Below are 24,537 nucleotides of genomic sequence, written 5' to 3' on the forward strand. Positions count from 1 at the left end.
CGGGGCCCCCCCGCCCCCCCCCCGCCGGGGGGGGGGGGGCGGGGGGGGGGGGGGGGCCCCCCCCCCCGGGGGGCCCCCCCCCCGGGGGCTTGGGGGGGGGGGGGGGGGCGCCCCCCCCCCCCCCCCCACCCCCCTTCGACATACCGGAGGAACTCAGACCTTCTTGGCCGACTCGGCCTCGCCCCTCGCCGCCTCCACGGACTCCCCGGATTCCGCGGGCTCCTTGGCCTGCGCGGGCTCCACGGGCTCCTTGGACTGCGCGGGTTCGTCGGACTCGGTGCCCGTCTTCGCGTCGGCCTCGGTGTCCGTCTTCGCGTCGGGCTTCTTGCCGTCGGACTTCTTGTCGGTCGTCTCGTCGGCCTTGTCATCAGCCTTGTTGTCGGCCTTGTCGTCAGCCCTGTCGTCGGCCTTCTTGTCGAGGGCCACGGCATCTCCGTCGGGGGTGTCCCCGTCCGGCTCGACGACCTCCTCGCGTCCCGGCCGCAGCCGCGCCGACACGACGATGTAGGTCACCGCGAGGAGGAAGACCACCATCGCGGTCCAGTCGTTGAGACGCAGGCCCAGGATGTGGTGGGCGTCGTCGACACGCATGTACTCGATCCAGCCGCGGCCGACGCAGTACGCGGCGACGTACAGCGCGAACGCCCGCCCGTGGCCCAGCTTGAAGCGGCGGTCCGCCCAGATGACGAGGAAGCCGACACCGACGCACCACAGCGACTCGTACAGGAACGTCGGGTGGTAGTACCCCGGCACGCGCCCGTCCGTGGAGGACGTGATGTGCAGCGCCCACGGCACGTCCGTCGCCTTGCCGTACAGCTCCTGGTTGAACCAGTTGCCCCAGCGCCCGATGGCCTGGGCGAAGACGATGCCGGGGGCGAGGGCGTCGGCCCAGGCGGGGAGCGGGATGCCGCGTCGGCGGCAGCCGATCCACGCGCCCACCGCACCGAGCGCGATCGCGCCCCAGATGCCGAGGCCGCCCTGCCACACCTTGAAGGCGTCCACCCAGTCGCGGCCGTCGCTGAAGTACAGCTCGTAGTCCGTGATCACGTGGTAGAGCCGGCCGCCGACGAGGCCGAACGGGACGGCCCACACGGCGATGTCGGCCACCGTGCCGGGGCGCCCGCCCCGGGCGATCCAGCGTTTGTTGCCGAGCCAGACGGCTACGAAGACGCCGATGATGATGCAGAACGCGTAGCCGCGCAGCGGAATGGGGCCGAGGTGCACCACACCGTGCGACGGGCTGGGAATGTAGGCAAGTTCCATGGCAGGGTCGACGCTACCCTGCCGGACCGGACCCACGGCAAGCAGCCCGGCTACGGGTCCATAACAGGGGCCCTGCCAGAGGCCCTGCCAAAGACCGTGACAGAGGCCACGACTCGGGTCAGGACGTGAGCCACGACATGAGCCGCCCCCGGCCCGTGTCCGAGCCGGGGGCACAGGGCCGGCGCGGGACTCAGGCCTTGTTCGCCGCCTCCACCATCTGCTTGAGCTTCGCGGGGGTCATCGTCCGGTCCTCGTAGATGTTCTTGCCGCCCAGCAGCACGGTCGGCGTGCCGCGGAATCCGCCGCTCTGGAAGGCCGCGTTCGACTTCACGACCCAGCTGTTGTGCGTGCCGTCCTTGACGCACTTCCGGAAGGCGGGGGTGTCCAGGCCGTCGACCTTGCCCGCCAGCTCGATGAGCTTGCTGTCGTTCGAGAAGTCGTCGGTGGTTTCGCTGGGCTGGTTCTCGTACAGCACGTCGTGGTACGCCGTGAACTTTCCGGCGTCCTGGGCACAGGCCGCGGCGTTGGCCGCGTGCCGGGAGCCGCTGCCTCCCCTGCCGTCGTCGATGAGCGTGACCAGGTGGTACTCGACCTTGAGCTTTCCGGCGTCCACCAGCTCGTGGATCGTCGGGCGGTACACCGTCTCGAAGGCCTGGCAGGCTGGGCAGCGGAAGTCCTCCCAGACCGTGAGGGTCGACTTGGCGCCGTCCTTGCCGACGGGGATCGCGAGGCCGTCCTTGCCGGTCGCGCCCGAGGGCGACACGGCCGGGCCCGAGGCGGCGTTCTTCTTGTCCTTGCCCGAGTTGGCGGCCAGGACGCCCACCACCCCGGCAAGGGCCAGGACGCACACCACCGACGCGCCCACGATCAGCGCCCGGCGGCGCCTGTCCGAGGCCTTCTGCTTCTCTCGCTCGACCGCCATCCGCTCGCGGGCGGTGCGCTTTCCGTCACGGTTCTTCTCGCTCACAACCGGCAGAACGAACCGGGGAGGCGCAGCGCGCCTCCCCGGTCCCAGGTCCACCCGTTCGAGTGAGCGGATTGTCCGTTGCGTACGCAACAGAACGCGTACGCGCCGGAAGGTGTCTCAGGCGGTGCCGCGCACGCCCTTCGCCAGATCGCCCGCGAGGGCGCGGACCGCCTCGAGACCCGCGGCCTCGTCCGCCGCGTCCAGCATGCGCTTGACGAAGGCCGAGCCGACGATCACGCCGTCGGCGAAGCCGGCCACCTCGGCGGCCTGGGTGGCGTTGGAGACACCGAGGCCGACGCAGACCGGCAGCTCGGTGGTGGCCTTGGTGCGCCGCACCAGGTCCTGGGCCTGGACCCCCACGGACTCCCGCGTGCCCGTGACCCCCATCAGCGAGGCCGCGTACACGAAGCCGCTGCCCGCCGCGGTGATCTCGGCGAGCCGGGCGTCCTTGCTGCTGGGCGCGACGACGAAGACGGTCGCGAGGCCGTGCTTCTCCGCGTGCTCGCGCCACAGCGCCGACTCCTGGACGGGCAGGTCGGGCAGGATGCAGCCCGCGCCGCCCGCCTCCGCCAGTTCGGCGGTGAAGCGCTCGACGCCGTAGCGGTCGATGGGGTTCCAGTACGTCATGACGAGCACCGGCTTCCCGGTGGCCCCGTGCGCCTCGCGGACCGTGCGCATGACGTCGGCGATCTTGACGCCGCCCTTGAGGGCGATGTCGTCGGCGGTCTGGATGACGGGACCGTCGAGGACGGGGTCGCTGTGCGGCAGACCGATCTCGACGATGTCCGCGCCGCCCTCGAAGACGGCCTTGACGGCCGCGATCCCGCCGTCGACCGTCGGGAACCCGGCCGGCAGGTACGCGATGAGCGCGGAGCGCCCCTCCGCCTTCGCGGCGGCGAGGGTGTCGCTCAACAGCTGGATGTTGCCGCTCACTTGGCGTCCCCCTCGATCTCGGCGGTGTCACTGCCGGCGTCCGGCTCGACGACGGCGTCGGCGGCGGTGTCGTACAGGCCGAAGTAGCGGGCGGCCGTGTCCATGTCCTTGTCGCCGCGCCCGGACAGGTTGACGAGGATCAGCCCGTCCTTGCCCAGCTCCTTGCCGACCTCCAGGGCCCCGGCGAGCGCGTGGGCGCTCTCGATCGCCGGGATGATGCCCTCGGTGCGGGAGAGCAGGCGCAGGGCCTGCATGGCCGCGTCGTCGGTGACCGCGCGGTACTCGCCGCGGCCGCTGTCCTTGAGGTAGGAGTGCTCGGGTCCGATGCCCGGGTAGTCGAGGCCCGCCGAGATGGAGTAGGGCTCGGTGATCTGCCCTTCCTCGTCCTGGAGGACGTACGACCGCGACCCGTGCAGGATGCCGGGTTCACCGGCGGTCAGGGTCGCGGCGTGCTCCCCGGTCTCCACGCCGTGCCCGGCGGGCTCGCAGCCGATGAGGCGTACCTCCGCGTCCGGGATGAAGGCGTGGAAGAGGCCGATGGCGTTGGACCCGCCGCCGACGCAGGCGATGGCCGCGTCGGGGAGCCGTCCGGCGCGCTCCAGGATCTGCCGCCGGGCCTCGACGCCGATGACACGGTGGAAGTCGCGGACCATGGCGGGGAAGGGGTGCGGCCCCGCGACGGTCCCGAAGAGGTAGTGGGTGTGGTCGACGTTGGCGACCCAGTCCCGGAAGGCCTCGTTGATGGCGTCCTTGAGGGTGCGGGAGCCCGACTTCACGGCGATGACCTCGGCGCCGAGCATGCGCATGCGGGCCACGTTGAGTGCCTGCCGCTGGGTGTCGATCTCACCCATGTAGATCGTGCACTCGAGGCCGAAGAGCGCGCAGGCGGTGGCGGTGGCCACGCCGTGCTGACCGGCGCCGGTCTCGGCGATGACGCGGGTCTTGCCCATCCGCTTGGTGAGGAGGGCCTGGCCGAGCACGTTGTTGATCTTGTGGGACCCGGTGTGGTTGAGGTCCTCACGCTTGAGGAAGACGCGCGCGCCACCGGCGTGTTCGGCGAACCGGGACACCTCCGTGAGCGAGCTCGGGCGCCCGGTGTAGTTGACGAGCAGGTCGTCGAGCTCGCGGGCGAACTCGGGGTCCGCCTTCGCCTTGTCGTACTCGACGGCGACCTCGTCCACGGCGGCGACCAGCGCCTCCGGGATGAACTTGCCGCCGAACGCGCCGAAGTACCCCTCGGCGGTGGGAACTTGACCCTCGGGGTCGGGAATGAAGAACTCGCTGGGCATGCGGATACCTCGCAGGGGCGACAGCCCCGGTTACAGGTCGGACAGGGGTCACGTCAGTCGCGCACGCACAGGTCGCCCGGACGACACCGTCCGCTTCCCGCCCACCCTCCCGCAGCCGGAGACGAAGCCCGGGAACGAGCCGAGGCAGCGAAAAGCGGCGGCCGGGAAGCCCGCGGCCGAGCCGGGCTCCCGTCGCGACGGCGAGCGGCCGCCACGACGTGGCAGGAGGGAGTCGGGGCCGTCAGCTCACCGCGGGGTGCGGCGGGCCCGGAGCGGCGCCTGTATGCGTGCGCCGGCGGGCCATCGCATGCCGTTGACCTGGCCCGGTTCATCACCGATGACGTACCGCACACGGCGCCCGTGGACGCGGCGGGCCGGTGCCCGGCAGCCGCGGGGCCGACAGCCGCGGGCGAGCCGGGCGTAGGGATCGCGCGCCCCGGCGGCAGCCGCCCGCACGCACGCCACTCCCCCGTCGGGGCGTGGGCCCGGACGGGTGACGGCGGTGGCGTGGGGCGCGCTGTGCACCGGGGTGTCAGCTCCGTCCGTGGCGCAGCGCGGGGTGGGCCCCGGCCGCGACGAGGTCGGCGACCGCCGTCTTCGGGTCGCGGCCGGTGACGAGGGACTCGCCCACCAGGACCGCGTCGGCGCCGGCGTTGGCGTACGCGATGAGGTCGTGCGGCCCGCGGACGCCGGACTCGGCGACCTTGACGAGGCCGGACGGGATCTCGGGAGCGACCCGCTCGAAGGTGGTGCGGTCCACCTTGAGGGTCTTGAGGTTGCGTGCGTTGACACCGATGACCTTCGCGCCGGCGTCCACCGCCCGCTCGACCTCGTCCTCGTCGTGCACCTCGACGATCGGCGTGAGCCCGATGGACTCGGCGCGCTCGATGAGGGACTCCAGGGCGGCCTGGTCGAGGGCGGCCACGATCAGCAGCGCGAGGTCGGCGCCGTACGCGCGGGCCTCCCACAGCTGGTACGACGTGACGATGAAGTCCTTGCGGAGCACGGGGATGTCGACCCGGGCGCGGACGGCCTCCAGGTCGGCCAGCGAGCCGCCGAAGCGGCGCTGCTCGGTCAGGACCGAGATGACGGCCGCGCCGCCCGCCTCGTAGTCCGCGGCCAGGGCCGCGGGGTCGGCGATCGCGGCGAGCGCGCCCTTGGACGGGCTGGAGCGCTTGACCTCACAGATGACCTTGACGCCGTCGCCACGCAGGGCGGCCACGCCGTCCTTGGCCGGGCGAGCCTTCGCCGCGCGCTCCTTGAGCTCGTCGAGGCTGACGCGCGCCTGCCGCTCCGCGAGGTCGGCACGGACTCCGTCGATGATCTCGTCGAGCACACTCACGCGAGCGGCCCCCTTCCCTGACGGTGAACGGTTGAGCCTGTCGACCCCAGACCGCCGTCCCGACGGTCATGATGGGTCACTCCGATGGTATCCGGAGGAAGGGCTGGGCATCACATCCGGTTGACGCCGGTCCCACTACCTGGACATTTGTCATTTGATCAAGGATGCAGCCAGCCACCGAAGGGCAGGTTCCGGACAACGGTGAAGACCAGGAGCAACACGCCCGCGCTCCACAGGTGCACGGGCCCCAGGTCGATCCGCAACGGCCGTCCGCGCGCCGAGCGGACCGCCCAGACGGTCCACACCACCGCGAAGACGAAGTAGCCCGTGCCGGCGAGCGCGTTGTCCGTGAGCGCTGTCGCGAAGTCCCCGTGCACGAAGGCGTGCGCGCTGCGCAGACCGCCGCAGCCGGGGCAGTACACGCCCGTGTAGCGCAGCAGCGGGCAGACGGGGTAGTGCCCGGGCTGGTTGGGGTCCACGGCCCCGACGTACGCGAAGGCGCCGACGACGGCCGCGAGCACCCCCGCGGGGACGACGAGTCTCCGCGGCACGACCCACTCGGCGGGGCGGGGCCGCGTCGCCCTGCGGGTTTCGGCGTTCACCCGTGGCATTCTGCCCGTCCCGGGCGTGGCGCGCTCGTCGCGGGCGTGGCGCGCCCGGGGCGGACGCGCGAGAGGCGGTCCCGGCGGGAGTGCCGGGACCGCCTCTCGAGAAGCCCTACGGGGTCAGCTCTCGGCGCCGACGGCCTCGCGGACCGGGTGCGCGACCGGGTGCGCGGTCTTCTTCGGCTGGCCGAGACCCGCCGCGCGCATGGCCATGCCGACGACACCGCCGAGGACGACGATGACCATGCCGGCCCAGAAGCCCAGCGGGTTGGCCATCACCATGAAGGCACCCGCCACGCAGAAACCGATGAAGGCGATGATGACACCGGTCCAGGCGGCCGGGGTGTGACCGTGGCTGCTGCCCGCCATGACTTGCTCCTCGTTGCTGATTACGTGTGTGAGTCGGACGCTCATCGTCCATTCTCCCGTACGCATGCCTGCGGCGGGAGCGCGGGGTGGCGACTGGCACGTCACATTCTGCACGTCACGACCGACGTCCCGGGCCGCAGAGCCCGGCCGGTCCGACCGGTTCCGGTCCCAGGACCTGCCGTTTGGATCACGTCCTGGGCCGCGGGGTCAGGTCCCGGCCGGATCCGGCCCCGTCGGGTCCTCGCCCCGGTCGAGCGCCTTCCAGATGTCCTCGGGCCGGTCGGGGTCGACCGGCTTGGCCTTGCGCGGCCGGGGCGTCCCGTCGCGCTCGTAGCGGCCGGACATCGCGGGCCACTGCCGTCCGTAGCGCAGCGCGAGCAGCCCCGCGAGGAGGATGAGCGCGCCGCCCGCCGCGGCCGCGTAGGGCCAGGCGGTGTGGCTGAGGGCGCTCGCGGTGGCGGCGGTGTCGCCGGAGGCGGCCGCGGCCTTCTCGTCGAGGGCGGAGCTGTCGCTCGCGCCGAGCACCGCGGCCACGACCGTGCCCGCGCCGGAGAGCGCGAGCAGGGCGGAGACGAGGAAGCGCCCGGAGCTGCGGACGGCGAAGACGGCGACGAGTGCGGCGAGGCCCACTATGGCGAGCGCCGCGGGCACGCCCGTGACGTCGCTGCCCTTGGCGGTCAGCGGGAAGGCGCCGCCGGCCACCGTCGCGGTGCCCTCCGACCAGCTCTGCCGGGTGGAGAGCAGCGCCACGGCCGCGCCGAGGGCGCCGCTGAGCAGGGCGACGGCGAGGCTACGGCGGCCGGACCGGGCGGGTCCTGCGGCTTCGGATCGGGGGGGAGGTACGGCTGTCACGTACTCCACTATCGCCCGAACCCCGGGCGAACCGTCACCCGGGGTTCACGTGAGCCTCGTCCTATTGCCCGAACTCGTACGGCAGGCCCCGGTTTCCGTCGCCTCCTACCGGCCGAGCCGGTTGGCGGTGTGCACTGCGCGCAGGACCGCGGCGGCCTTGTTGCGGCACTCGTCGTCCTCGGCGACGGGGTCCGAGTCGGCGACGATGCCGGCGCCCGCCTGGACGTACGCGGTGCCGTCGCGCAGCAGAGCCGTACGGATGGCGATGGCGGTGTCGGAGTCGCCGGCGAAGTCGAGGTAGCCGACGCAGCCGCCGTACAGTCCCCGCCGGGACGGTTCGAGTTCGTCGATGATCTGCATCGCGCGCGGCTTGGGGGCGCCGGAGAGGGTGCCGGCCGGGAAGCAGGCGGTGAGGACGTCGAAGGCCGTACGGCCCGCCGCGACGCGTCCGGTCACGGTGGACACGATGTGCATCACGTGCGAGTAGCGCTCGATGGACATGAAGTCGACGACCTCGACGGAGCCGGGCTCGCAGACCCGCCCCAGGTCGTTGCGCCCCAGGTCGACGAGCATCAGGTGCTCGGCGCGCTCCTTGGGGTCGGCGATCAGCTCGTCGGCGAGGGCCTGGTCCTCCTGGACGGTGGCGCCGCGCGGCCGGGTGCCCGCGATGGGGTGCACCATCGCCTGCCCGTCCTCGACCTTGACCAGGGCCTCGGGAGACGAGCCGACGACGTCGAAGCCGTCGAAGCGGAAGAGGTACATGTACGGGGAGGGATTGGTCGCCCTCAGGACGCGGTAGACGTCCAACGCGCTCGCCGTGCACGGCGTTTCGAAGCGCTGGGAGGGGACGACCTGGAAGGCCTCGCCCGCCCGGATGCGCTCCTTGACGTCCTCGACGGCGTCCTGGAAGTCCGGGCCGCCCCACAGGGCGGTGTACTCGGGCAGCTCGGAGGGCGGGAGCGCGGCGGGCGGCTGGGAGACCGCGCGGGAGAGGTCGGCCTCCATGGCGTCGAGGCGGGCGACCGCGTCCGCGTAGGCCTCGTCGACGCCCGTGTCGAGGTCGTTGTGGTTGATCGCGTTGGCGATCAGCTGGACCGAGCCGTCCCAGTGGTCCATGACGGCGAGGTCGCTGGTGAGCAGCATGGTCAGCTCGGGGAGCTTCAGGTCGTCCCGCTCGCCGGGGCCGATCTTCTCCAGGCGGCGCACGATGTCGTAGCCGAGATAGCCGACCATGCCGCCGGTGAACGGGGGCAGGCCCTCTCCGTGCGGTGTGTGCAGGGCCTCGATGGTGGCGCGCAGGGCGGCCAGCGGGTCCCCCTCGACGGGAACCCCGACGGGCGGGGTGCCGAGCCAGTGGGCCTGCCCGTCGCGCTCGGTCAGGGTGGCTTGGCTGCGGACGCCGATGAAGGAGTAGCGGGACCACGAGAAGGACGCGCGGCCGTTCTCGGCGGATTCCAGGAGGAAGGTGCCGGGGCGCTCGGCGGCCAGCTTGCGGTAGAGCGCGACCGGCGTGTCGCCGTCGGCGAGGAGCTTGCGGCTGACGGGGATGACACGGCGGTCGGTGGCCAGCTTGCGGAACGTCTCGAGGTCCATGGCGGCTGACCTTACTGATCCAGTGTCGGTACGCCGGAATCGGCGCCCTGGGTGTCCGCGGAGGCCGCCTCCTTGAGGAGCACGTCCTCGTCGAAGCAGGTGCGGGCGCCCGTGTGGCAGGCGGCGCCCACCTGGTCGACCTGGACCAGGAGTGTGTCGGCGTCGCAGTCGAGGGCCACGGACTTCACCCACTGGAAGTGGCCGGAGGTGTCGCCCTTCACCCAGTACTCCCGGCGGCTGCGCGACCAGTACGTGCAGCGGCCCGTGGTGAGCGTGCGATGCAGCGCCTCGTCGTCCATCCAGCCGAGCATCAGCACCTCACCGGTGTCGTACTGCTGGGCGATGGCGGGGACGAGTCCGTCGGCGCTGCGCTTGAGGCGCGCGGCGATCTCGGGATCCAGGCCGCTGGAGCTGCTGGGCGGGGGCGTGCTGGTCATGCCGACCATTGTGCCGCGCCCGTGGGACGTACCCGCCGGTTGTCCACAGGCCGGACCGCTCGTCCCCCGCCTGCCGGTGTCCACTGAGATGCCAGGGGCGGCGCGAAGCCCCTCTGGGGCCGGGGTGGCCGGTCGACGGGTGGGCGGACTCCTGTGGCGGTCGTAGGCTTGCTGGCATGTCGACCCATGCCAAGCGTGAACGACTTCTCCTCGCCGACCTGTTGGAGACCGAGGGCCCGGACGCGCCGACCCTGTGCGAGGGCTGGAGCACCCGTGATCTCGCCGCGCACGTGGTGGTGCGCGAGCGCCGCGCGGACGCCGCGGGCGGGCTGCTGATCAAACAGCTCGCGCCGCGTCTGGAGCGGGTGCAGGCGGAGTTCGCCGAGAAGCCGTACGAGGAGCTGATCCAGCTGATCCGTACGGGCCCGCCGCGCTTCTCGCCCTTCGCGCTGAAGCAGATCGACGAGGCGTCGAACACGGTCGAGTTCTACGTCCACACCGAGGACGTGCGGAGGGCCCAGCCGGACTGGACGCCGCGCCCGCTGGACCCGGTCTTCCAGGACGCCCTCTGGTCCCGCCTGGAGCGCACCGCCCGCCTCGCCGGCCGTGGCGCCCCGACCGGCCTGGTGCTGCGCCGCCCGGACGGTCAGACGGCGGTCGCTCACCGGGGCACACCGGTCGTGACGGTGACCGGCGAGCCCTCGGAGCTGCTGATGTTCGCCCTGGGCCGGCAGAAGACGGCCGACGTGGAGCTGGAGGGCGACAAGGACGCGATCGCGAAGCTGAGCGAGACGAAGCAGCTGGGGCTCTGAGCGGGCTCACTGAACCGGGTGGGGCTCCGGATCAACCGGGTGGGGCTCCCTCCGGACCGCAGGACCTGCCGAGGCCCCGGGCGGCCCGCTCAGCGCGGCAGCTCGGCGCGGCGCAGGGGGCGGGAGCAGAGGGCGATGATCCCGCTCAGGGCGCAGATCGCGGCGCAGGCCGTGAAGACCGGGCCGGTGTCCCACCGGTCGACGGCCCAGCCGACCACCGGGAAGGTGAGCGGCGCGACGCCGAAGCTGACCAGGGTCGAGACCGAGATGACCCGACCGGCGTAGGCGGGTTCGGTCTGTGCCTGCACCAGCGCACCGCTCAGGGCCCCGCCCAGCCCGGCCAGCAGTCCGATGAGCAGGGCCACACACGCCCCGGCGACGGCGGACGCCACCTGCGCGAGCCCCCCGATGGCCACCGAACCCGCGACGGTCGTCACCGCCATCACGAGTCCGGCGCGGGGTACCCGCCCCCGCAGGGCGAGCAGCAGGGACGCGGCACCCGCGCCGGTCCCGAACCCGGCGAGCACCCAGCCCATCCCCGACGACCCCCACCCGCGCTGCTGCGAGAGCAGGGTCAGGCCGAGGTTCATCGGTCCGACGAACCCCAGGTCGGAGAGGGCGATGGCGAGCACCAACGGGCGGAGGACCGGGTGCCGGCGGATGCGCCGGAGCCCGTCGCGGAGTTCGGCCATGACCGCTCCGCGCGCCTTCTCGTCGTCCCCGGGCCGTTGCCCCACCCGTATGGTCAGCAGCATCGGCAGGGACACCCCGATCAGCAGGGCGGCCAGTCCGAACGCTCCGGCGGTACCGCCGAGGGCCACGCCCAGGCCGCCGAGCGGACCGCCGAGTACGGTGGCGAGCCGGGTCGACAGGCCCCGCATGCCCTGGACCCGGGCGAGCTGGCTCCGGGGGGCGAGCAGGGCGGGGAGAGCGCCCGCGGCGGGCAGGAAGACGGCGTCCACGACCCCGAAGACCACGGCCACCGCGCCCAGCGCCCAGAGTCCGGGGCTCGTCGCGAGGAGCAGCCCGGCGGCGGTCAGGACGAGGGCACAGCGCACCGCGCTGCTGCCGACGACCACGCGACGCGGCCCGAACCGGTCGGCGACCACTCCCCCACCGAGCATCAGCAGGGCGCGGGGGACGGCGCCGGCGGCCGACACGAGCCCGGCCTGCGCGGGCGTCCCGGCCTGGACTGCGGCCCAGGACACGGCGATGTAGTAGACGTTGTCGCCGATCGCCGACGAGGTGTACGCGCCGAGCCAGCGCAGCACGTTGGAGTCACGGTGGGCGGGCCGCTCGTCGGCCGCGTCCGACCGCACCGCGGTGACGCTCATGGGGTGTGTCCTCTCAGACCGGGTTCAGACGCGGACCAGACCAGACCCGGATCAGACCCGGATCAGACCCGGACCAGATGCGGACCAGACGCGACTCAGACGCGGAACGGGAAGGCGTACGTGTGCACCGCGACGTTCTCGCGGCCTTCGGTTTCACCGGCCTCCTCGGCGGCCCGGCCCCGCTCCGTGTAGGCCTTGAGCAGGGCATGCATGTCCGCGACCAGCTCGGACAGCTCACCGGCCGTCAGCCGCATCGCGGACTCGGAGGACTCGGCGGCGCGGTTCCACTCGGGCGTCCAGTGAGCGCGTTCGTCGAGGTAACGGCGGTACAGGTCGGTGCGCTGCTCGGAGAAGAGCCGACTGGCCGCGGTGTACACAGCGGCCTTCTCGGGCGCGCCGCGGAAATCCTCGTCGCGGATGCTGACCCCGTCCGAGGCGGGCTGCCACCAGCGCTCCCGACCGTCGGCGCTCTGTGCCGGCGCCTCCTCGATCACGCCGTGCTCGGCCAGCTTGCGCAGGTGGTAGCTGACCAGTGAGACGGCCTCGTCCACCTGCTCCGCCAGCTGGGAGGCGGTGGCGACCCTGGCCACGATGAGCCCCCGGTAGAGCTTCATCCGCAACGGATGGGCCAGCGCCTTGAGCGTGCCCATGTCCGTGATCCGGCGGTTCTCCTTGCTTGCCATGCCCCCGACCATAGATACGAAAGAAAAGTTGCACAACATATTTTGCGCAACTTATCTTTTGCATCTGGCGACAAGTGAGCCCCGGCCACCCAGTGACCGGGGCTCAGCGCACCGCGCGCACCGCCGGCGTCAGCGAACGGAGTGCCCCGCCCCCCGCAGCGCCTCCTTCACCTGGCCGATCCGCAGATCCCCGAAGTGGAAGACGGACGCGGCGAGCACCGCGTCGGCGCCGGCGGCGATGGCGGGCGGGAAGTCGGCGAGCCGGCCCGCGCCCCCGCTGGCGATGAGCGGCACGCAGACGTGCCCCCGGACGGCCTCGATCATCTCGATGTCGTAGCCGTCCTTCGTGCCGTCCGCGTCCATCGAGTTGAGCAGGATCTCGCCGGCGCCCAGCTCGGCGGCCTGGTGCGCCCACTCGACCGCGTCGATGCCGGTGCCCTTGCGCCCGCCGTGGGTGGTGACCTCGAAGGTCCCCCCGGGAGTGCGCCGGGCGTCGACCGACAGCACCAGCACCTGCCGCCCGAACCGCTCCGCGATCTCCCGGATGAGCTCGGGCCGGGCGATCGCGGCCGTGTTGACCCCGACCTTGTCGGCGCCCGCCCGCAGCAGCTTGTCGACGTCCTCGGCGGTGCGTACGCCGCCGCCCACGGTGAGCGGGATGAAGACCTGCTCCGCCGTGCGGCGCACCACGTCATAGGTGGTCTCGCGGTTGCCCGAGGACGCGGTGATGTCCAGGAACGTCAGCTCGTCGGCGCCCTCGGCGTCGTACACCTTGGCCATCTCGACGGGGTCGCCCGCGTCGCGCAGGTTCTGGAAGTTGACGCCCTTGACGACCCGGCCGTTGTCCACGTCCAGGCAGGGGATGACTCGTACGGCAAGGGTCATGCTGCGGGCACTCCCGGTTCTCCGCTGGGGCGGAACGCCTCCACCTCGACCTCGACGACCAGACTGGGGTCCACGAAGCCGGAGACGATGATCATGGATGCGGCGGGCCGGACGGCGTCGAACAGCTCTTTGTGAGCGCGCCCGACGTCGTCCACGTCCCGGGCATGGGTGACGTACATACGCGTCCGTACCACGTCGTCCCGGCCCAGACCCAGCTGCTCCAGCGCCGCGAACGCGACGTTGAACGCGTTGATCGCCTGCTCGTAGGGGCCGCCCCCGGCGATCTCGCCGTCCACTATCGACGTGCAGCCGGAGACCAGCACCAAGCCGTTCGGCAGCTCCACCGCGCGGGAGTAGCCGAAGGCGTCCTCCCAGGGTGCGCCGGTCGTGACACGTCGTACGTCGCTCACTTGGCTACCGCCTCCAGGGCCTCTTCCAGGGTGAACGCCTTGGCGTAGAGGGCCTTGCCGACGATGGAGCCCTCGACGCCCAGCGGCACGAGTTCGGCGATGGCGCGCAGGTCGTCCAGGGAGGAGACCCCGCCCGACGCGACGACCGGGCGGTCCGTGGCGGCGCACACATCGCGCAGCAGCTCCAGGTTCGGGCCCTGGAGCGTGCCGTCCTTGGCGATGTCCGTGACGACGTAGCGCGCGCAGCCCTCGGCGTTGAGGCGCTCCAGCGTCTCGAAGAGGTCGCCGCCGTCGCGGGTCCAGCCGCGGCCGCGCAGCGTCGTACCGCGTACGTCGAGACCGACCGCGATCTTGTCGCCGTGCTCGGCGATGACCTTGGCGACCCAGTCGGGGGTCTCCAGGGCGGCGGTGCCGAGGTTGACCCGGGTGCAGCCGGTGGCGAGGGCCGCGGCGAGCGTGTCGTCGTCGCGGATGCCGCCGGACAGCTCGACCTTGATGTCCATGGCGCCGGCGACCTCGGCGATCAGCTTGCGGTTGTCGCCGGTGCCGAACGCGGCGTCCAGGTCGACGAGGTGCAGCCACTCGGCGCCCGAGCTCTGCCAGGCGAGGGCGGCCTCAAGGGGGGAGCCGTAAGAAGTTTCCGTCCCGGACTCGCCGTGCACGAGCCGGACGGCCTGGCCGTCGCGGACGTCGACGGCGGGGAGGAGTTCGAGCTTGCTCACAGTGTTCCGATCCAGTTGGTGAGGAGCTGGGCTCCGGCGTCGCCGGACTTCTCGGGGTGGAACTGCGTGGCCCACAGGGGGCCGTTCTCGACGGCCGCCACGAAGGGCTCGCCGTGCGTCGACCAGGTCACCAGGGGTGCGCGCAGCGCCGGGTTGCCGACTTCCAGGGACCAGTCGTGGACGGCGTAGGAGTGCACGAAGTAGAAGCGCGCCTCGGCGTCGAGCCCCGTGAAGAGCTGGGAGCCGGCCGGGGCCTCGACCGTGTTCCAGCCCATGTGGGGCACGATGTCGGCCTGGAGCGGCCCGACCGTGCCGGGCCACTCGTCGAGACCCTCGGTCTCCACGCCATGCTCGATGCCGCGCGCGAAGAGGATCTGCATACCGACGCAGATGCCCATCACCGGGCGGCCGCCGGACAGCCGTCGGCCGATGATCCAGTCGCCGCGGGCGTCCTTGAGACCTTTCATGCAGGCGGCGAAGGCACCGACGCCGGGCACCAGCAGCCCGTCCGCGTTCATGGCCTTGTCGAAGTCACGCGTTATCTCGACCTCGGCGCCCGCGCGCGCGAGGGCACGTTCGGCGGAACGCACGTTCCCGAAGCCGTAGTCGAAAACGACGACCTTCTTAGGAGCGGTCAATTCCACACCTCCAGCCTCATGACGCCCGCGATCAGACACATCGCGGCGCCGATGGAGAGCAGCACGATGAGGCTCGCGGGCATCTTCTGCTTGACGAAGGAGTAGACACCGCCCAGGAGGAAGAGTCCGACGACGATGAGGATGGTGTTGAGGCCTGTCATGGCTTTACAGCGCGCCCTTCGTGGAGGGGAGGATGCCGGCGGCGCGCGGGTCGCGCTCGGAGGCGTATCGCAGCGCCCGGGCGAGCGCCTTGAACTGGCACTCCACGATGTGGTGCGCGTTGCGCCCGTAGGGCACGTGCACGTGCAGTGCGATCTGGGCCTGGGCGACGAAGGACTCCAGGATGTGCCGGGTCATCGTCGTGTCGTACTCGCCGATCATCGGCGCCATGTTCTCGGGCTCGGTGTGCACGAGGTACGGGCGGCCCGACAGGTCGACGGTCACCTGGGCGAGGGACTCGTCCAGCGGGACCGTGCAGTTGCCGAAGCGGTAGATGCCCACCTTGTCGCCGAGCGCCTGCTTGAAGGCGGCGCCGAGCGCGAGGGCGGTGTCCTCGATGGTGTGGTGCGAGTCGATGTGCAGGTCGCCCTCGGTCTTCACGGTCAGGTCGAACAGACCGTGCCGGCCGAGCTGGTCGAGCATGTGGTCGTAGAAGCCGACGCCCGTCGACACCTCGACCTTGCCGGACCCGTCGAGATCGATCTCGACGAGGACCGACGTCTCCTTGGTCGTCCGCTCCACTCTTCCGACGCGGCTCATGCGCTCTGCTCCTTCTTCAACTCACGGACCGCGTCCAGGAACGCGTCGTTTTCGGCCGGGGTGCCGGCGGAGACCCGCAGCCATCCCGGTACGCCGTTGTCCCGGACCAGGACGCCCCGGTCGAGGATCTTCTGCCAGGCCTCGTGGGAACCGCCCTCGCCGTCGAATCGCCCGAACTGGACGAAGTTCGCGTCGGACTCGGTCACCTCGTACCCGATCGCACGCAGTTCGGCGACCAGGCGGTCCCGCTCGGCCTTCAGCTGCTCGACGTACCCGAGCAGCGTGTCGGTGTGCTCCAGGGCGGCCAGGGCGGTGGCCTGCGCGACGGCCGACAGGTGGTAGGGCAGCCGTACGAGCTGGACCGCGTCGACGACCGCGGGGTGCGCGGCGAGATAGCCCAGGCGCAGTCCGGCCGCGCCGAACGCCTTCGACATCGTCCGCGACACGACGAGATTCGGCCGGCCTTCGATCAGCGGCAGCAGCGAGTCGCCGTGGCTGAACTCGATGTACGCCTCGTCGACCACGACCATGGACGGCTTGGCGGCCTGCGCCGCCTCGTACAGCGCGAGGACCGTCTCACCCGGTACCGCGTTGCCCGTGGGGTTGTTGGGGGTGGTGATGAAGACGACGTCCGGGCGGCTCTCGGCGACGGCGCGCGTGGCGGCCGCCAGGTCGATCGTGAAGTCCTCGTCGCGGGGGCCCGCGATCCAGGCCGTGCCCGTGCCGCGCGCGATGAGCGCGTGCATCGAGTACGAGGGCTCGAAGCCGATCGCCGTACGGCCGGGACCGCCGAAGGTCTGCAGCAGCTGCTGGATGACCTCGTTCGAGCCGTTGGCCGCCCAGACGTTCTCGACGCCGACCCGGTGCCCGCCGGTCCTCGTCAGGTACTTGGCCAGCTCCGTACGGAGCTCCACCGCGTCGCGGTCGGGGTAGCGGTTGAGGTTGCGGGCGGCCTCGCGGACCCGCTCGGCGATCCGCTCGACGAGCGGTTCGGGCAGCGGGTACGGGTTCTCGTTGGTGTTCAGCCGTACGGGCACGTCGAGTTGGGGCGCGCCGTAGGGGGACTTGCCGCGCAGCTCGTCCCGTACGGGAAGATCGTCGATACCGGTCACTTGCTCTCTGGAACCTTCCACCCGAAACGAGCCTTGATCGCCGCCCCGTGGGCCGGCAGGTCCTCCGCCTCCGCGAGCGTCACCACGTGGTGCGCCACCTCGGCGAGGGCGTCGCGCGTGTAGTCCACGATGTGGATCCCGCGCAGGAAGGACTGGACGCTCAGCCCCGAGGAGTGGCAGGCGCAGCCGCCGGTGGGCAGCACGTGGTTGGAGCCCGCGCAGTAGTCGCCCAGCGACACCGGCGCCCAGGCGCCGACGAAGATCGCGCCCGCGTTCTTCACCCGGCCGGCGACGGCGGCCGCGTCCGCCGTCTGGATCTCCAGGTGCTCGGCGCCGTACGCGTCGACGACCCGCAGGCCCTCCGCCACGCCGTCGACGAGGACGATCGCGGACTGCCTGCCGCGCAGCGCGGGGACGATCCGGTCCTCGATGTGCTTGGTGGCCGCGACCTGCGGCTCCAGCTCCTTCTCGACCGCCTCCGCCAGCTCGACGGAGTCCGTGACGAGGACGGCGGCGGCGAGCGGGTCGTGCTCGGCCTGGCTGATCAGGTCGGAGGCCACGTGCACCGGGTCGGCGGTCTCGTCCGCGAGGATCGCGATCTCGGTGGGACCGGCCTCGGTGTCGATGCCGATCTTGCCCGTGAAGTAGCGCTTGGCGGCGGCGACCCAGATGTTGCCGGGGCCGGTGACCATGTTGGCCGGCGCGCAGGACTCGGTTCCGTGCGCGAACATCGCGACGGCCTGGGCACCGCCGACCGCGTACACCTCGTCGATGCCGAGGAGGGCGCAGGCGGCGAGGATCGTGGGGTGCGGGAGACCCCCGAACTCTTTCTGCGGCGGGGAGGCGAGCGCCATGGAGGCGACTCCGGCCTCCTGCGCCGGAACCGCGTTCATGATCACGGACGAGGGGTAGACCGACCGTCCACCGGGCGCGTACAGGCCGACGCGCTCGACCGGTACCCACTTCTCGGTGACCGAGCCGCCCGGCACGACCTGCGTGGTGTGCGCGGCGCGGCGCTGCTCGCGGTGGACCAGGCGGGCGCGGCGGATGGACTCCTCCAGGGCCGCGCGCACGGCCGGGTCGAGCTGTTCCAGGGCGCCGGTGAGCGCCTGGGCCGGAACCCGTACGGATTCCAGCCGCACCCCGTCGAACTTCTCCGCGTAGTCGATCAGCGCCGCGTCCCCCCGATGATGCACGGCCTCGCAGATCGGACGCACCTTCTCCAGGGCGGCCTGCACGTCGAAGTCGGCTCGGGGCAGCAGGTCGCGCAGGGCGGAGCCCTCGGGGAGGGCGTCGCCGCGCAGATCGATTCGGGCCATACGAAGAGATTGCAGCACGGTCCCAATTCTCTCAGACGGCGATAAGACGCCGGACGCCTGTATCAATGGCTGATACAAGCCGTCCCAGGCTCCCCCTGGAGATCTCCGTCACCAGGAGCGTTCGGCCCGTCACACAGCGGGCATGAACGGCTGTACGAACCCGCGAGTAGCTGGGGAGGGAGGGACGTGACGTGACCGAGGGTGCCGGCCTCCGCAGGGGGGATCTCCCGGACGAGTTGACCGCCACCGAGGCCGGGATGTGGCAGGCCTTCCGCAACGGCAGCGTGTACGACCTGCGCGGCGGGGACACGACCGTGGACGATCCGCACGGCGGCCATCCCTGGGGGCCCGAGCGCAGTGTCCGGGCCCGGATCGTGGCCTGGCTGCTGCTCGACGGCCCGCCCGCCCTCCAGGGCCGGGTCGCCTCCCTGAAGCTGACCGGCGTGCAGATCACGGACGTCCTCGACCTCGCGGGCGGCACGGTGGTGCCGTACGTCGAGCTGAAGGGCTGCCGGTTCGAGAAGGAGATCCTGCTGCCGGAGGCGCACTTCACGACCGTACGCCTGGTCAACTGCTCGGTGCCGCGCCTGGAGGCGGCCCGGGTGCACACCGAGGGCGATCTGCATCTACCCCGCTGCCGCTTCCACAACGGGGTGCGGCTGACCGACGCGCACATCGGTACGGATCTGCTGCTCAACCAGGCCGTGGTCTACCGGGACCGGCGCGGCCGCTCGCTCACCGGCGACGGCATGACCGTGGGACAGGACCTGCAGGCCGAGATGCTGGAGTCGCACGGTGAGCTGAGCCTGCGCGGCGCCACCGTCGGCGTCTCGCTCAGCCTGCGCGGCAGCAGGCTGAACAACCCGTACTCGCGGCTCGCCCTGAACGCTCCCCAGCTGACCGTCAACCGCACGCTCTACATGACCCCCGCGGGCCTCGGCAATCCCCTGCTGACCGGCGGCACCACCCCGGCGCGCGGGACGCTGGTGCAGCGCTTCGAGTGCCAGGGCGGGATCCGCCTCGACGACGGACGGTTCGGGGACGCCCTCGACTTCGAGCGGGCCCGTTTCACCTTCGACGACGACCAGGAGCTGTCCCTGCTGCGGGTGCAGACGCCCGAGCTGCGCTTCCTCGGGGAGCGTCCCGAGCGGGGCAAGGTGGTCCTGTCGGGCGCGCGGATCGTCAATCTCGTCGACCGGGCGGACAGCTGGCCGGCCCCCGGCAACCTCCACATGGGCGGCTTCAGCTACGAGAACCTCGTACCGCAGGGCGCCTTCCCGCTGACCCGGCGCCTGGAGTGGGTGGCGGCGGCGACCGCGGAGTACAGCCCGGAGCCGTACGAGCGGCTGGCCACCGTGCTGCGCGACTCCGGGGAGGACGAGGACGCGCGCGAGGTGCTGCTCGCCAAGCAGCGCCGCCGCCGCGAGACCCTGCCGCTCGCGGCCAAGCTGTGGGGGTACGCGCAGGACTGGACGGTCGCCTACGGGTACCGGCCCGGCCGGGCGGCCCTGTGGATGGCGGTGCTGTGGGCGGCGTCCTCGATCGCCTTCTCACACGCGACCCACACCCCGGTGAACGGCGGCCATCCGCCGTGGAACGCCGCGCTGTTCGCCCTCGACCTGCTGCTGCCGGTGATCGACCTCGGCCAGGTGGGCGTCTGGCAACTGCACGGCGGCTGGCAGTGGCTGGCCGCGGTGGTCATCCTCCTGGGCTGGATCCTGGCGACGACGGTGGCCGCGGGGGCGACGCGGCTGCTGCGCCGCAGCTGAGGGGCCCGTGGGACAGCTTCCGGCCATCCTGTTGACAGGTGTTCAATAGTAGAACAACAGTCACTTTTTACCCACCCTTGACTATCCGACATACAACCAAACGAGGGTTACGAAAGTGTCACCGCACACCCTCTGGTACAGCTCCGACCTGCGGCTTTCAATGGTCGACACCATGGCACTGCTGCGCGCGTTCCTCCGTACGGCCCGGATGGTCAAGAACACTTCGCGCCTCGCCGCCGGACTGCCCGCCGACGACGAGGTACTGCTGGACGCCCCGGACGAACGGCTCGCGCCGGCCCTCGTCGCGGCGGCCCGCGGTGAGTACGACATCGCGGCCAAACTGCTCGCCGCCACCCGTGAGGCCGCCGAGTGGGAGAACCGCGACCGCTACGCGAGACGCCTCGCCGCCTTCGCGCGCACCCGCGACGAGTGGCTCCAGACCTGGCAGAGCGAGTCCCCGCACGACCCGGACGCGCTCCTGGTCAAGGCCGAGCTCGCGGTACGACGCTGGTGGGAGTCGCCCGCCCGGGCCGAGCTGCTGCGCGAGGTCGGCCCGCTGATCGGCGCCGCCGCCGAGGGCGACCCGCGCGACCCGGTGCCCTGGCGGATCGCGCTCGACCACGCCCGTGGCACCAACGCCGGGCACACCGAGTTCGAGAAGCTGTGGGCCGAGGCCGTACGCCGCTCCCCGCACCACTACGGCTGCCATGTGGCCGCCCTGAAGTACCTGTCGGCCGCCTGGTACGGCTCGCACCGCGAGTGCTTCGACTTCGCCGAGCGGGCCGCCCAGGACGCGCTGCCCGGCTCACTCGTACAGGCGCTTCCGGTGCGCGCGGCCTTCGCCTATCTGACCGAGGGCGGCCGGGCCGTCATCCCGCGTGAGCGGCTCGACGAGGCGGCCGACCTGGCGATCGCGGTCTCGGCGGCATACGCTCCCGCCGACCCGTGGCCCGCGGAGGTGCGCAACCTCCTCACCTACGTCCTGATCAGGCTGGAGCGCTGGCAGGACGCCCTGGACCAGCTCCGTCTGATCGGCCCGTACGCGACCTCGTTCCCCTGGGACCGGGTCTCCGACGACCCGCTGGGCCAGTTCCTGGAACTGCGCGACGGGGTCCGCCTGGAGGTCGCCTCGGACATCCCCCTCCATCCACGGAGTGAGCACGGCGGACGCGCCCGCTCCGGCGACCATTAGGCTTTCGCGTCGTGACCACCGTCCGGCTCCCGCTCTTCCCCCTGAACTCAGTACTGTTCCCGGGGCTCGTGCTTCCCCTGAACATTTTCGAGGAGCGCTATCGCGCCATGATGCGCGAACTGCTGAAGACCCCCGAGGACGAACCGCGCCGGTTCGCCGTCGTCGCCATCCGCGACGGCCACGAGGCCGCGCCCACCGCACCCGGCATGCCGGACCAGACCGCGCTGCCGCAGCGCGGTCCCGCGGCCGGGTTCGGCGAGGACCCGCTCAAGGCCTTCCACGAGGTGGGCTGCGTCGCGGACGCGGCCACCATCCGGGAGCGCGCCGACGGCAGTTTCGAGGTACTGGCCACCGGCACCACGCGGGTACGGCTCCTGTCGGTGGACGCCTCAGGCGCGTTCCTGACGGCCGAGCTGGAGGAACTTCCGGAGGAACCCGGCGACGAGGCCGGCGCGCTCGCCGAGGGCGTCCTGCGGGCCTTCCGCCAGTACCAGAAGCGGCTGGCCGGCGCCCGCGAACGCTCGCTGTCCACCGGCGCGGACCTGCCGGACGACCCGGCGGTGGTCTCCTACCTGGTGGCGGCCGCCGTGATGCTCGACATCCCCGCCAAGCAGAAGCTGCTCCAGGCCCCCGACACGGCCACCCGCCTCCACGAAGAGCTGAAACTCCTGCGCGCCGAGACCGCCATCATCCGTAATCTGCCGTCGTTGCCCGCGGCGGAACTGACGCGCAACCCGACAAGTCTCAACTGAAGGCACCGGCACCTTGGCGAAGAAGTCGAAGAAGCAGCAGCAGTCCGGGGGCACGCCCGCGACCGTGGCCCTGACGGCGGCGGGCGTCGCGTACACGGTGCACGCCTACGAGCACGACCCCGCGCACCCCTCCTACGGCGAGGAGGCCGCCGAGGCGATGGGTGTCTCCCCCGACCGCGTCTTCAAGACCCTGGTCGCGGACGTGGACGGCTCCCTCGTGGTCGCCGTGGTCCCCGTCGCGGGCTCACTGGACCTGAAGGCCCTGGCCACGGCGGTGGGCGGCAAGCGCGCCGCCATGGCAGACCCGGCCGCCGCCGAGCGCACCACGGGCTACGTCCGCGGCGGCATCTCCCCGCTGGGCCAGCGCAGGAAACTCCGTACGGTCCTGGACGCCTCGGCCCAGCACCACGCCACGATCTGCGTGTCGGCCGGCCGCCGGGGTCTTGAGGTGGAGCTCGCCCCCGACGACTTGGCGCACCTCACGGAAGCGGTGTCCGCGCCGGTCGCCCGTGCGTGACCCCTCGACGGACGCGTCATCCTGCGTTAAGCACGAGAGGCATGTCGAAACGAACCCGCAAACGCAAGTGGCGCACGAAGAAGGGCCGCTCGAACCACGGCCACCGGCCTCCATGACCCACGCGCGCTCGGCTGACGGCCGGTGGGGGGCGGAGCGCGCAGTTCCCCGCGCCCCTGGGGCGGGGCTTCGCCCCGCATCCCCCGCCCACCCCGGCCGGGCCACTTCTTTCAGCCTGTCCGGCGTTTGAGGACAAGCCCTTCGGGCGAGGCGGGGGTCCAGGGGGCGCAGCGCCCCTGGCGGGGTCGAAGGGGCGAAGCCCCTGGGGATGGGACGGGTAGGGGCGGCGGGGGCGAGGAAAAGCCGCTCGTGCCCCCGGTTCAGACCGTCGGAGGCTGCGGTGGGGTCGGAGCCCCGTACGGGCTCGCGTAGGGATCCGGGTCGCGGGGACCGAACAACGCGGTGAGGCCGAGATGAACCACCAGCCCCGCCAGGGACCACGCCAGCAACGCCCCCTTCGCCCCGAGCTTCAACGGCGCGGAGAACGTCACCCCCTTGCCCACAGCCTTGGCATGGGCGACCACGTTCTGCGTCGGCCCGAGCCAGACCCCGATCCGCCAGGCGAGCAGCGACCCGAGCAGACCCCCCACCGCCAGCGCGACAACGAGCGGCACACCCCCACGCCGCCGCACCAGAAACACCACCACCGCGCTGACCGCACCGAACGCCAGCGCGAGCAGCGTGAACGTCCCGTCGACCCCGATGGCCTGCTCACCCTCGGTGTCCTTCAGATACACCGCGCTGTCGTCCGCGATCAGCGGCACATGCGGCGCCAGCCACCACCACAGCACACCGAGCAGCACTCCGGCGAGCGCCATCGCCACCGTGACGACGGCGGCGTCCCGCACTTCGATCTTCATCCCGGGCCCGTCCTGTTCGTACCCGACGGTCCCCGCGACACCCCCGGCGGGTGGAGCCTGCCAGACATGGGCGTCGTCGGAGGGCGGTTGATGCGGCGGCGGAGGCGGAGTCAGCGGTGCGGTCACACTGACATCGTGCCAGGCCCGGCTGTCAGCCGCGTCACCGGACGGCCGCCCGGCGGTACGCCCAGGTCGCCACCGCCAGCGAGGCCACCCCGACGCCCGCGCAGACGGCGAGGTCACCGGCGACGAAGGCCCAGTCGGGGTGCGCCCCGAAGCTCCGCGCGAAGGCCTCGACGCCGTAGGTGGAGGGCAGCAGATCACGGCCGTACTGCACCATCGTAGGCAGCCGGTCCGCCGGCAGCACCCCGAGCAGCAGCGCCGCCGACATCCCCAACTGTCCGAGCAGCGTGGCGAGTTCGGGCCGGGGCGCGAGCAGTCCGAGCGCCGCCCCGAGCCCGGCGAGCGCGGCGCCGGCGAGCGGGATCACCGCGACGAGCACCCACAGATGCGCCATCGGCAGCCCGAACAGGACACAGCCGACGACGGCGGTGACCACGGTCCCGGGCACGGTGAAGGAGGCGTACGCACCCGCGGCACCGAGCACGACGGCGGCCGGCGGCACCGGCAGGGTCGCGTAGTGGTCGAGCCCGCCGCCGGCCCGCAGCTGTCCGAAGTACTGGGCCAGCAGGTTGAGCCCGACGAAGGCGACGACCAGGACGGACGCCCCGGCCACGATGGACCGGGCCTCGCCCCCGCCGTCCACCACGCCTCGCATCATGACCATGATGCCGACGGACTGGACCGTGGCCACGAACAGCAGCGGAATCCGCGCCACGCGCGCGCGGGAGAGCTGGGCCCGGTACATGGCGGCGAGGGAGGGCCACAGCCGCGCCCGCGGCCCGAGTTCGGCAGCGTCACCGGCGTCCTCGGCCACGGGCAGCGCACTGCCCGGCAGCGCCTCAGCGGGTACGACACTCACGTCGAGCTGCTCCTCTTCACTCCGGCAGCCGTCCTGTCCCTGTTTCCGGCGCCGATTCCCACGCCGCTTTCCACACCCACGACG

General features: G+C 72.0%; 28 protein-coding genes. 5 read left to right on the forward strand and 23 right to left on the reverse strand.

Translation table 11 applies throughout. From position 1 onward, the window contains the following. Positions 1–153 precede the first annotated feature (153 nt). The 11 genes from lgt to hisI all read right to left on the reverse strand — a co-directional run bounded on the left by lgt (position 154) and on the right by hisI (position 9,650). On the reverse strand, positions 154–1,263 hold the full coding sequence (gene lgt / locus ACIQTP_RS18675) for a prolipoprotein diacylglyceryl transferase (protein ID WP_403401063.1): 1,110 nt from the start codon (positions 1,261–1,263) through the stop codon (positions 154–156). 190 nt (positions 1,264–1,453) lie between these two features. Further along, positions 1,454–2,230 carry a DsbA family protein gene (locus ACIQTP_RS18680; protein WP_403401065.1) on the reverse strand — a complete coding sequence of 259 codons (777 nt, stop codon included), beginning with the start codon at positions 2,228–2,230 and terminating at the stop codon, positions 1,454–1,456. 117 nt (positions 2,231–2,347) lie between these two features. Further along, positions 2,348–3,163, reverse strand: coding sequence for a tryptophan synthase subunit alpha (trpA, locus tag ACIQTP_RS18685; protein WP_403401067.1), 816 nt, complete (start codon positions 3,161–3,163; stop codon positions 2,348–2,350). Further along, positions 3,160–4,452, reverse strand: a complete 1,293-nt coding sequence (gene trpB / locus ACIQTP_RS18690; RefSeq protein WP_403401069.1) for a tryptophan synthase subunit beta — start codon at positions 4,450–4,452, stop codon at positions 3,160–3,162. The genes trpA and trpB overlap by 4 nt, the downstream gene beginning before the upstream one ends. Before the next feature lie 246 nt (positions 4,453–4,698). Continuing rightward, positions 4,699–4,977: a tryptophan biosynthesis modulator TrpM gene (gene trpM, locus ACIQTP_RS18695; RefSeq protein ID WP_403401071.1), complete on the reverse strand. Its 279-nt coding sequence runs from the start codon at positions 4,975–4,977 to the stop codon at positions 4,699–4,701. Between the two features lie 7 nt (positions 4,978–4,984). Further along, positions 4,985–5,794: an indole-3-glycerol phosphate synthase TrpC gene (gene trpC, locus ACIQTP_RS18700; protein ID WP_402037464.1), complete on the reverse strand. Its 810-nt coding sequence runs from the start codon at positions 5,792–5,794 to the stop codon at positions 4,985–4,987. Between the two features lie 158 nt (positions 5,795–5,952). Continuing rightward, positions 5,953–6,405: a DUF2752 domain-containing protein gene (locus ACIQTP_RS18705; RefSeq protein WP_403401073.1), complete on the reverse strand. Its 453-nt coding sequence runs from the start codon at positions 6,403–6,405 to the stop codon at positions 5,953–5,955. A gap of 114 nt (positions 6,406–6,519) precedes the next feature. Beyond that, on the reverse strand, positions 6,520–6,768 hold the full coding sequence (locus ACIQTP_RS18710) for an HGxxPAAW family protein (RefSeq protein WP_402037460.1): 249 nt from the start codon (positions 6,766–6,768) through the stop codon (positions 6,520–6,522). Positions 6,769–6,975: 207 nt separating this feature from the next. After that, positions 6,976–7,629, reverse strand: a complete 654-nt coding sequence (locus ACIQTP_RS18715; RefSeq protein ID WP_403401075.1) for a TIGR02234 family membrane protein — start codon at positions 7,627–7,629, stop codon at positions 6,976–6,978. A gap of 96 nt (positions 7,630–7,725) precedes the next feature. After that, positions 7,726–9,213 (reverse strand): anthranilate synthase component I, encoded by a 1,488-nt coding sequence (locus tag ACIQTP_RS18720; RefSeq protein WP_402037456.1) that lies wholly within the window; start codon positions 9,211–9,213, stop codon positions 7,726–7,728. Between the two features lie 11 nt (positions 9,214–9,224). Continuing rightward, a complete protein-coding gene (gene hisI, locus ACIQTP_RS18725; protein ID WP_403401077.1) occupies positions 9,225–9,650 on the reverse strand; it encodes a phosphoribosyl-AMP cyclohydrolase in 426 nt (141 codons plus the stop codon). A gap of 176 nt (positions 9,651–9,826) precedes the next feature. On the opposite strand from hisI, the gene ACIQTP_RS18730 reads away from it, so the two are divergent. Continuing rightward, positions 9,827–10,462, forward strand: a complete 636-nt coding sequence (locus tag ACIQTP_RS18730) for a TIGR03085 family metal-binding protein (protein WP_403401079.1) — start codon at positions 9,827–9,829, stop codon at positions 10,460–10,462. Between the two features lie 89 nt (positions 10,463–10,551). Here ACIQTP_RS18730 and ACIQTP_RS18735 read toward each other — a convergent pair whose 3' ends face one another. The 10 genes from ACIQTP_RS18735 to hisD all read right to left on the reverse strand — a co-directional run bounded on the left by ACIQTP_RS18735 (position 10,552) and on the right by hisD (position 18,324). Beyond that, positions 10,552–11,796, reverse strand: coding sequence for an MFS transporter (locus ACIQTP_RS18735; protein ID WP_403401081.1), 1,245 nt, complete (start codon positions 11,794–11,796; stop codon positions 10,552–10,554). Between the two features lie 95 nt (positions 11,797–11,891). Beyond that, positions 11,892–12,479, reverse strand: a complete 588-nt coding sequence (locus ACIQTP_RS18740) for an ArsR/SmtB family transcription factor (RefSeq protein WP_403401083.1) — start codon at positions 12,477–12,479, stop codon at positions 11,892–11,894. Between the two features lie 129 nt (positions 12,480–12,608). Beyond that, positions 12,609–13,364: an imidazole glycerol phosphate synthase subunit HisF gene (gene hisF, locus ACIQTP_RS18745; RefSeq protein ID WP_403401085.1), complete on the reverse strand. Its 756-nt coding sequence runs from the start codon at positions 13,362–13,364 to the stop codon at positions 12,609–12,611. After that, a complete protein-coding gene (locus tag ACIQTP_RS18750; protein ID WP_402037444.1) occupies positions 13,361–13,774 on the reverse strand; it encodes a RidA family protein in 414 nt (137 codons plus the stop codon). The genes hisF and ACIQTP_RS18750 overlap by 4 nt, the downstream gene beginning before the upstream one ends. Then, positions 13,771–14,496 carry a bifunctional 1-(5-phosphoribosyl)-5-((5-phosphoribosylamino)methylideneamino)imidazole-4-carboxamide isomerase/phosphoribosylanthranilate isomerase PriA gene (priA, locus tag ACIQTP_RS18755; protein WP_403401087.1) on the reverse strand — a complete coding sequence of 242 codons (726 nt, stop codon included), beginning with the start codon at positions 14,494–14,496 and terminating at the stop codon, positions 13,771–13,773. Before priA ends, ACIQTP_RS18750 begins: the two co-directional genes overlap by 4 nt. Beyond that, the gene (gene hisH / locus ACIQTP_RS18760; protein ID WP_403401089.1) at positions 14,493–15,140 is read right to left on the reverse strand and encodes an imidazole glycerol phosphate synthase subunit HisH; all 648 of its coding nucleotides are present in this window, start codon (positions 15,138–15,140) and stop codon (positions 14,493–14,495) included. The genes priA and hisH overlap by 4 nt, the downstream gene beginning before the upstream one ends. Continuing rightward, positions 15,131–15,295, reverse strand: coding sequence for a hypothetical protein (locus ACIQTP_RS18765; RefSeq protein ID WP_054231464.1), 165 nt, complete (start codon positions 15,293–15,295; stop codon positions 15,131–15,133). Before ACIQTP_RS18765 ends, hisH begins: the two co-directional genes overlap by 10 nt. Before the next feature lie 4 nt (positions 15,296–15,299). Next, entirely contained in the window at positions 15,300–15,893 is a 594-nt protein-coding gene (hisB, locus tag ACIQTP_RS18770; protein ID WP_054217455.1) for an imidazoleglycerol-phosphate dehydratase HisB, read from the reverse strand. Beyond that, the gene (locus ACIQTP_RS18775; protein ID WP_403401091.1) at positions 15,890–17,005 is read right to left on the reverse strand and encodes a histidinol-phosphate transaminase; all 1,116 of its coding nucleotides are present in this window, start codon (positions 17,003–17,005) and stop codon (positions 15,890–15,892) included. The genes hisB and ACIQTP_RS18775 overlap by 4 nt, the downstream gene beginning before the upstream one ends. Then, positions 17,002–18,324, reverse strand: coding sequence for a histidinol dehydrogenase (gene hisD, locus ACIQTP_RS18780; RefSeq protein ID WP_403401093.1), 1,323 nt, complete (start codon positions 18,322–18,324; stop codon positions 17,002–17,004). Before hisD ends, ACIQTP_RS18775 begins: the two co-directional genes overlap by 4 nt. Before the next feature lie 191 nt (positions 18,325–18,515). Here hisD and ACIQTP_RS18785 point away from each other — a divergent pair, with 191 nt between their 5' ends. The 4 genes from ACIQTP_RS18785 to ybaK all read left to right on the forward strand — a co-directional run bounded on the left by ACIQTP_RS18785 (position 18,516) and on the right by ybaK (position 22,554). Continuing rightward, positions 18,516–20,093: an oxidoreductase gene (locus tag ACIQTP_RS18785; RefSeq protein WP_403401094.1), complete on the forward strand. Its 1,578-nt coding sequence runs from the start codon at positions 18,516–18,518 to the stop codon at positions 20,091–20,093. Between the two features lie 160 nt (positions 20,094–20,253). Continuing rightward, positions 20,254–21,285 (forward strand): hypothetical protein, encoded by a 1,032-nt coding sequence (locus ACIQTP_RS18790; RefSeq protein WP_403401566.1) that lies wholly within the window; start codon positions 20,254–20,256, stop codon positions 21,283–21,285. An 11-nt stretch (positions 21,286–21,296) separates the two neighbouring features. Then, positions 21,297–22,037: an LON peptidase substrate-binding domain-containing protein gene (locus tag ACIQTP_RS18795; RefSeq protein ID WP_402037433.1), complete on the forward strand. Its 741-nt coding sequence runs from the start codon at positions 21,297–21,299 to the stop codon at positions 22,035–22,037. Positions 22,038–22,050: 13 nt separating this feature from the next. Continuing rightward, positions 22,051–22,554, forward strand: a complete 504-nt coding sequence (ybaK, locus tag ACIQTP_RS18800; protein ID WP_403401096.1) for a Cys-tRNA(Pro) deacylase — start codon at positions 22,051–22,053, stop codon at positions 22,552–22,554. A 377-nt stretch (positions 22,555–22,931) separates the two neighbouring features. Here ybaK and ACIQTP_RS18805 read toward each other — a convergent pair whose 3' ends face one another. Both ACIQTP_RS18805 and ACIQTP_RS18810 read right to left on the reverse strand, forming a co-directional pair. Further along, positions 22,932–23,597 carry an AAA family ATPase gene (locus ACIQTP_RS18805; RefSeq protein WP_403401098.1) on the reverse strand — a complete coding sequence of 222 codons (666 nt, stop codon included), beginning with the start codon at positions 23,595–23,597 and terminating at the stop codon, positions 22,932–22,934. A 34-nt stretch (positions 23,598–23,631) separates the two neighbouring features. Continuing rightward, positions 23,632–24,453 (reverse strand): ABC transporter permease, encoded by an 822-nt coding sequence (locus ACIQTP_RS18810; RefSeq protein ID WP_403401100.1) that lies wholly within the window; start codon positions 24,451–24,453, stop codon positions 23,632–23,634. Positions 24,454–24,537: the final 84 nt, after the last annotated feature.

Origin of the sequence: Streptomyces sp. NPDC090798, from assembly GCF_044768965.1 — a bacterium.
Classification (GTDB): Bacteria; Actinomycetota; Actinomycetes; order Streptomycetales; family Streptomycetaceae; genus Streptomyces.

Excerpts from the sequence above, each read along its gene's own strand:
- ACIQTP_RS18730 (WP_403401079.1), top strand. The coding sequence starts at position 9,827 with ATGTCGACCCATGCCAAGCGTGAACGACTTCTCCTCGCCGACCTGTTG.
- ACIQTP_RS18765 (WP_054231464.1), bottom strand. The coding sequence starts at position 15,295 with ATGACAGGCCTCAACACCATCCTCATCGTCGTCGGACTCTTCCTCCTG.
- ACIQTP_RS18720 (WP_402037456.1), bottom strand. The coding sequence starts at position 9,213 with ATGGACCTCGAGACGTTCCGCAAGCTGGCCACCGACCGCCGTGTCATC.
- ACIQTP_RS18710 (WP_402037460.1), bottom strand. The coding sequence starts at position 6,768 with ATGGCGGGCAGCAGCCACGGTCACACCCCGGCCGCCTGGACCGGTGTC.
- trpB (WP_403401069.1), bottom strand. The coding sequence starts at position 4,452 with ATGCCCAGCGAGTTCTTCATTCCCGACCCCGAGGGTCAAGTTCCCACC.
- ACIQTP_RS18705 (WP_403401073.1), bottom strand. The coding sequence starts at position 6,405 with ATGCCACGGGTGAACGCCGAAACCCGCAGGGCGACGCGGCCCCGCCCC.
- hisI (WP_403401077.1), bottom strand. The coding sequence starts at position 9,650 with ATGACCAGCACGCCCCCGCCCAGCAGCTCCAGCGGCCTGGATCCCGAG.
- ACIQTP_RS18740 (WP_403401083.1), bottom strand. The coding sequence starts at position 12,479 with ATGGCAAGCAAGGAGAACCGCCGGATCACGGACATGGGCACGCTCAAG.
- hisF (WP_403401085.1), bottom strand. The coding sequence starts at position 13,364 with ATGACCCTTGCCGTACGAGTCATCCCCTGCCTGGACGTGGACAACGGC.
- hisD (WP_403401093.1), bottom strand. The coding sequence starts at position 18,324 with ATGGCCCGAATCGATCTGCGCGGCGACGCCCTCCCCGAGGGCTCCGCC.
- lgt (WP_403401063.1), bottom strand. The coding sequence starts at position 1,263 with ATGGAACTTGCCTACATTCCCAGCCCGTCGCACGGTGTGGTGCACCTC.
- ACIQTP_RS18790 (WP_403401566.1), top strand. The coding sequence starts at position 20,254 with ATGGTCGACACCATGGCACTGCTGCGCGCGTTCCTCCGTACGGCCCGG.
- ACIQTP_RS18735 (WP_403401081.1), bottom strand. The coding sequence starts at position 11,796 with ATGAGCGTCACCGCGGTGCGGTCGGACGCGGCCGACGAGCGGCCCGCC.
- hisB (WP_054217455.1), bottom strand. The coding sequence starts at position 15,893 with ATGAGCCGCGTCGGAAGAGTGGAGCGGACGACCAAGGAGACGTCGGTC.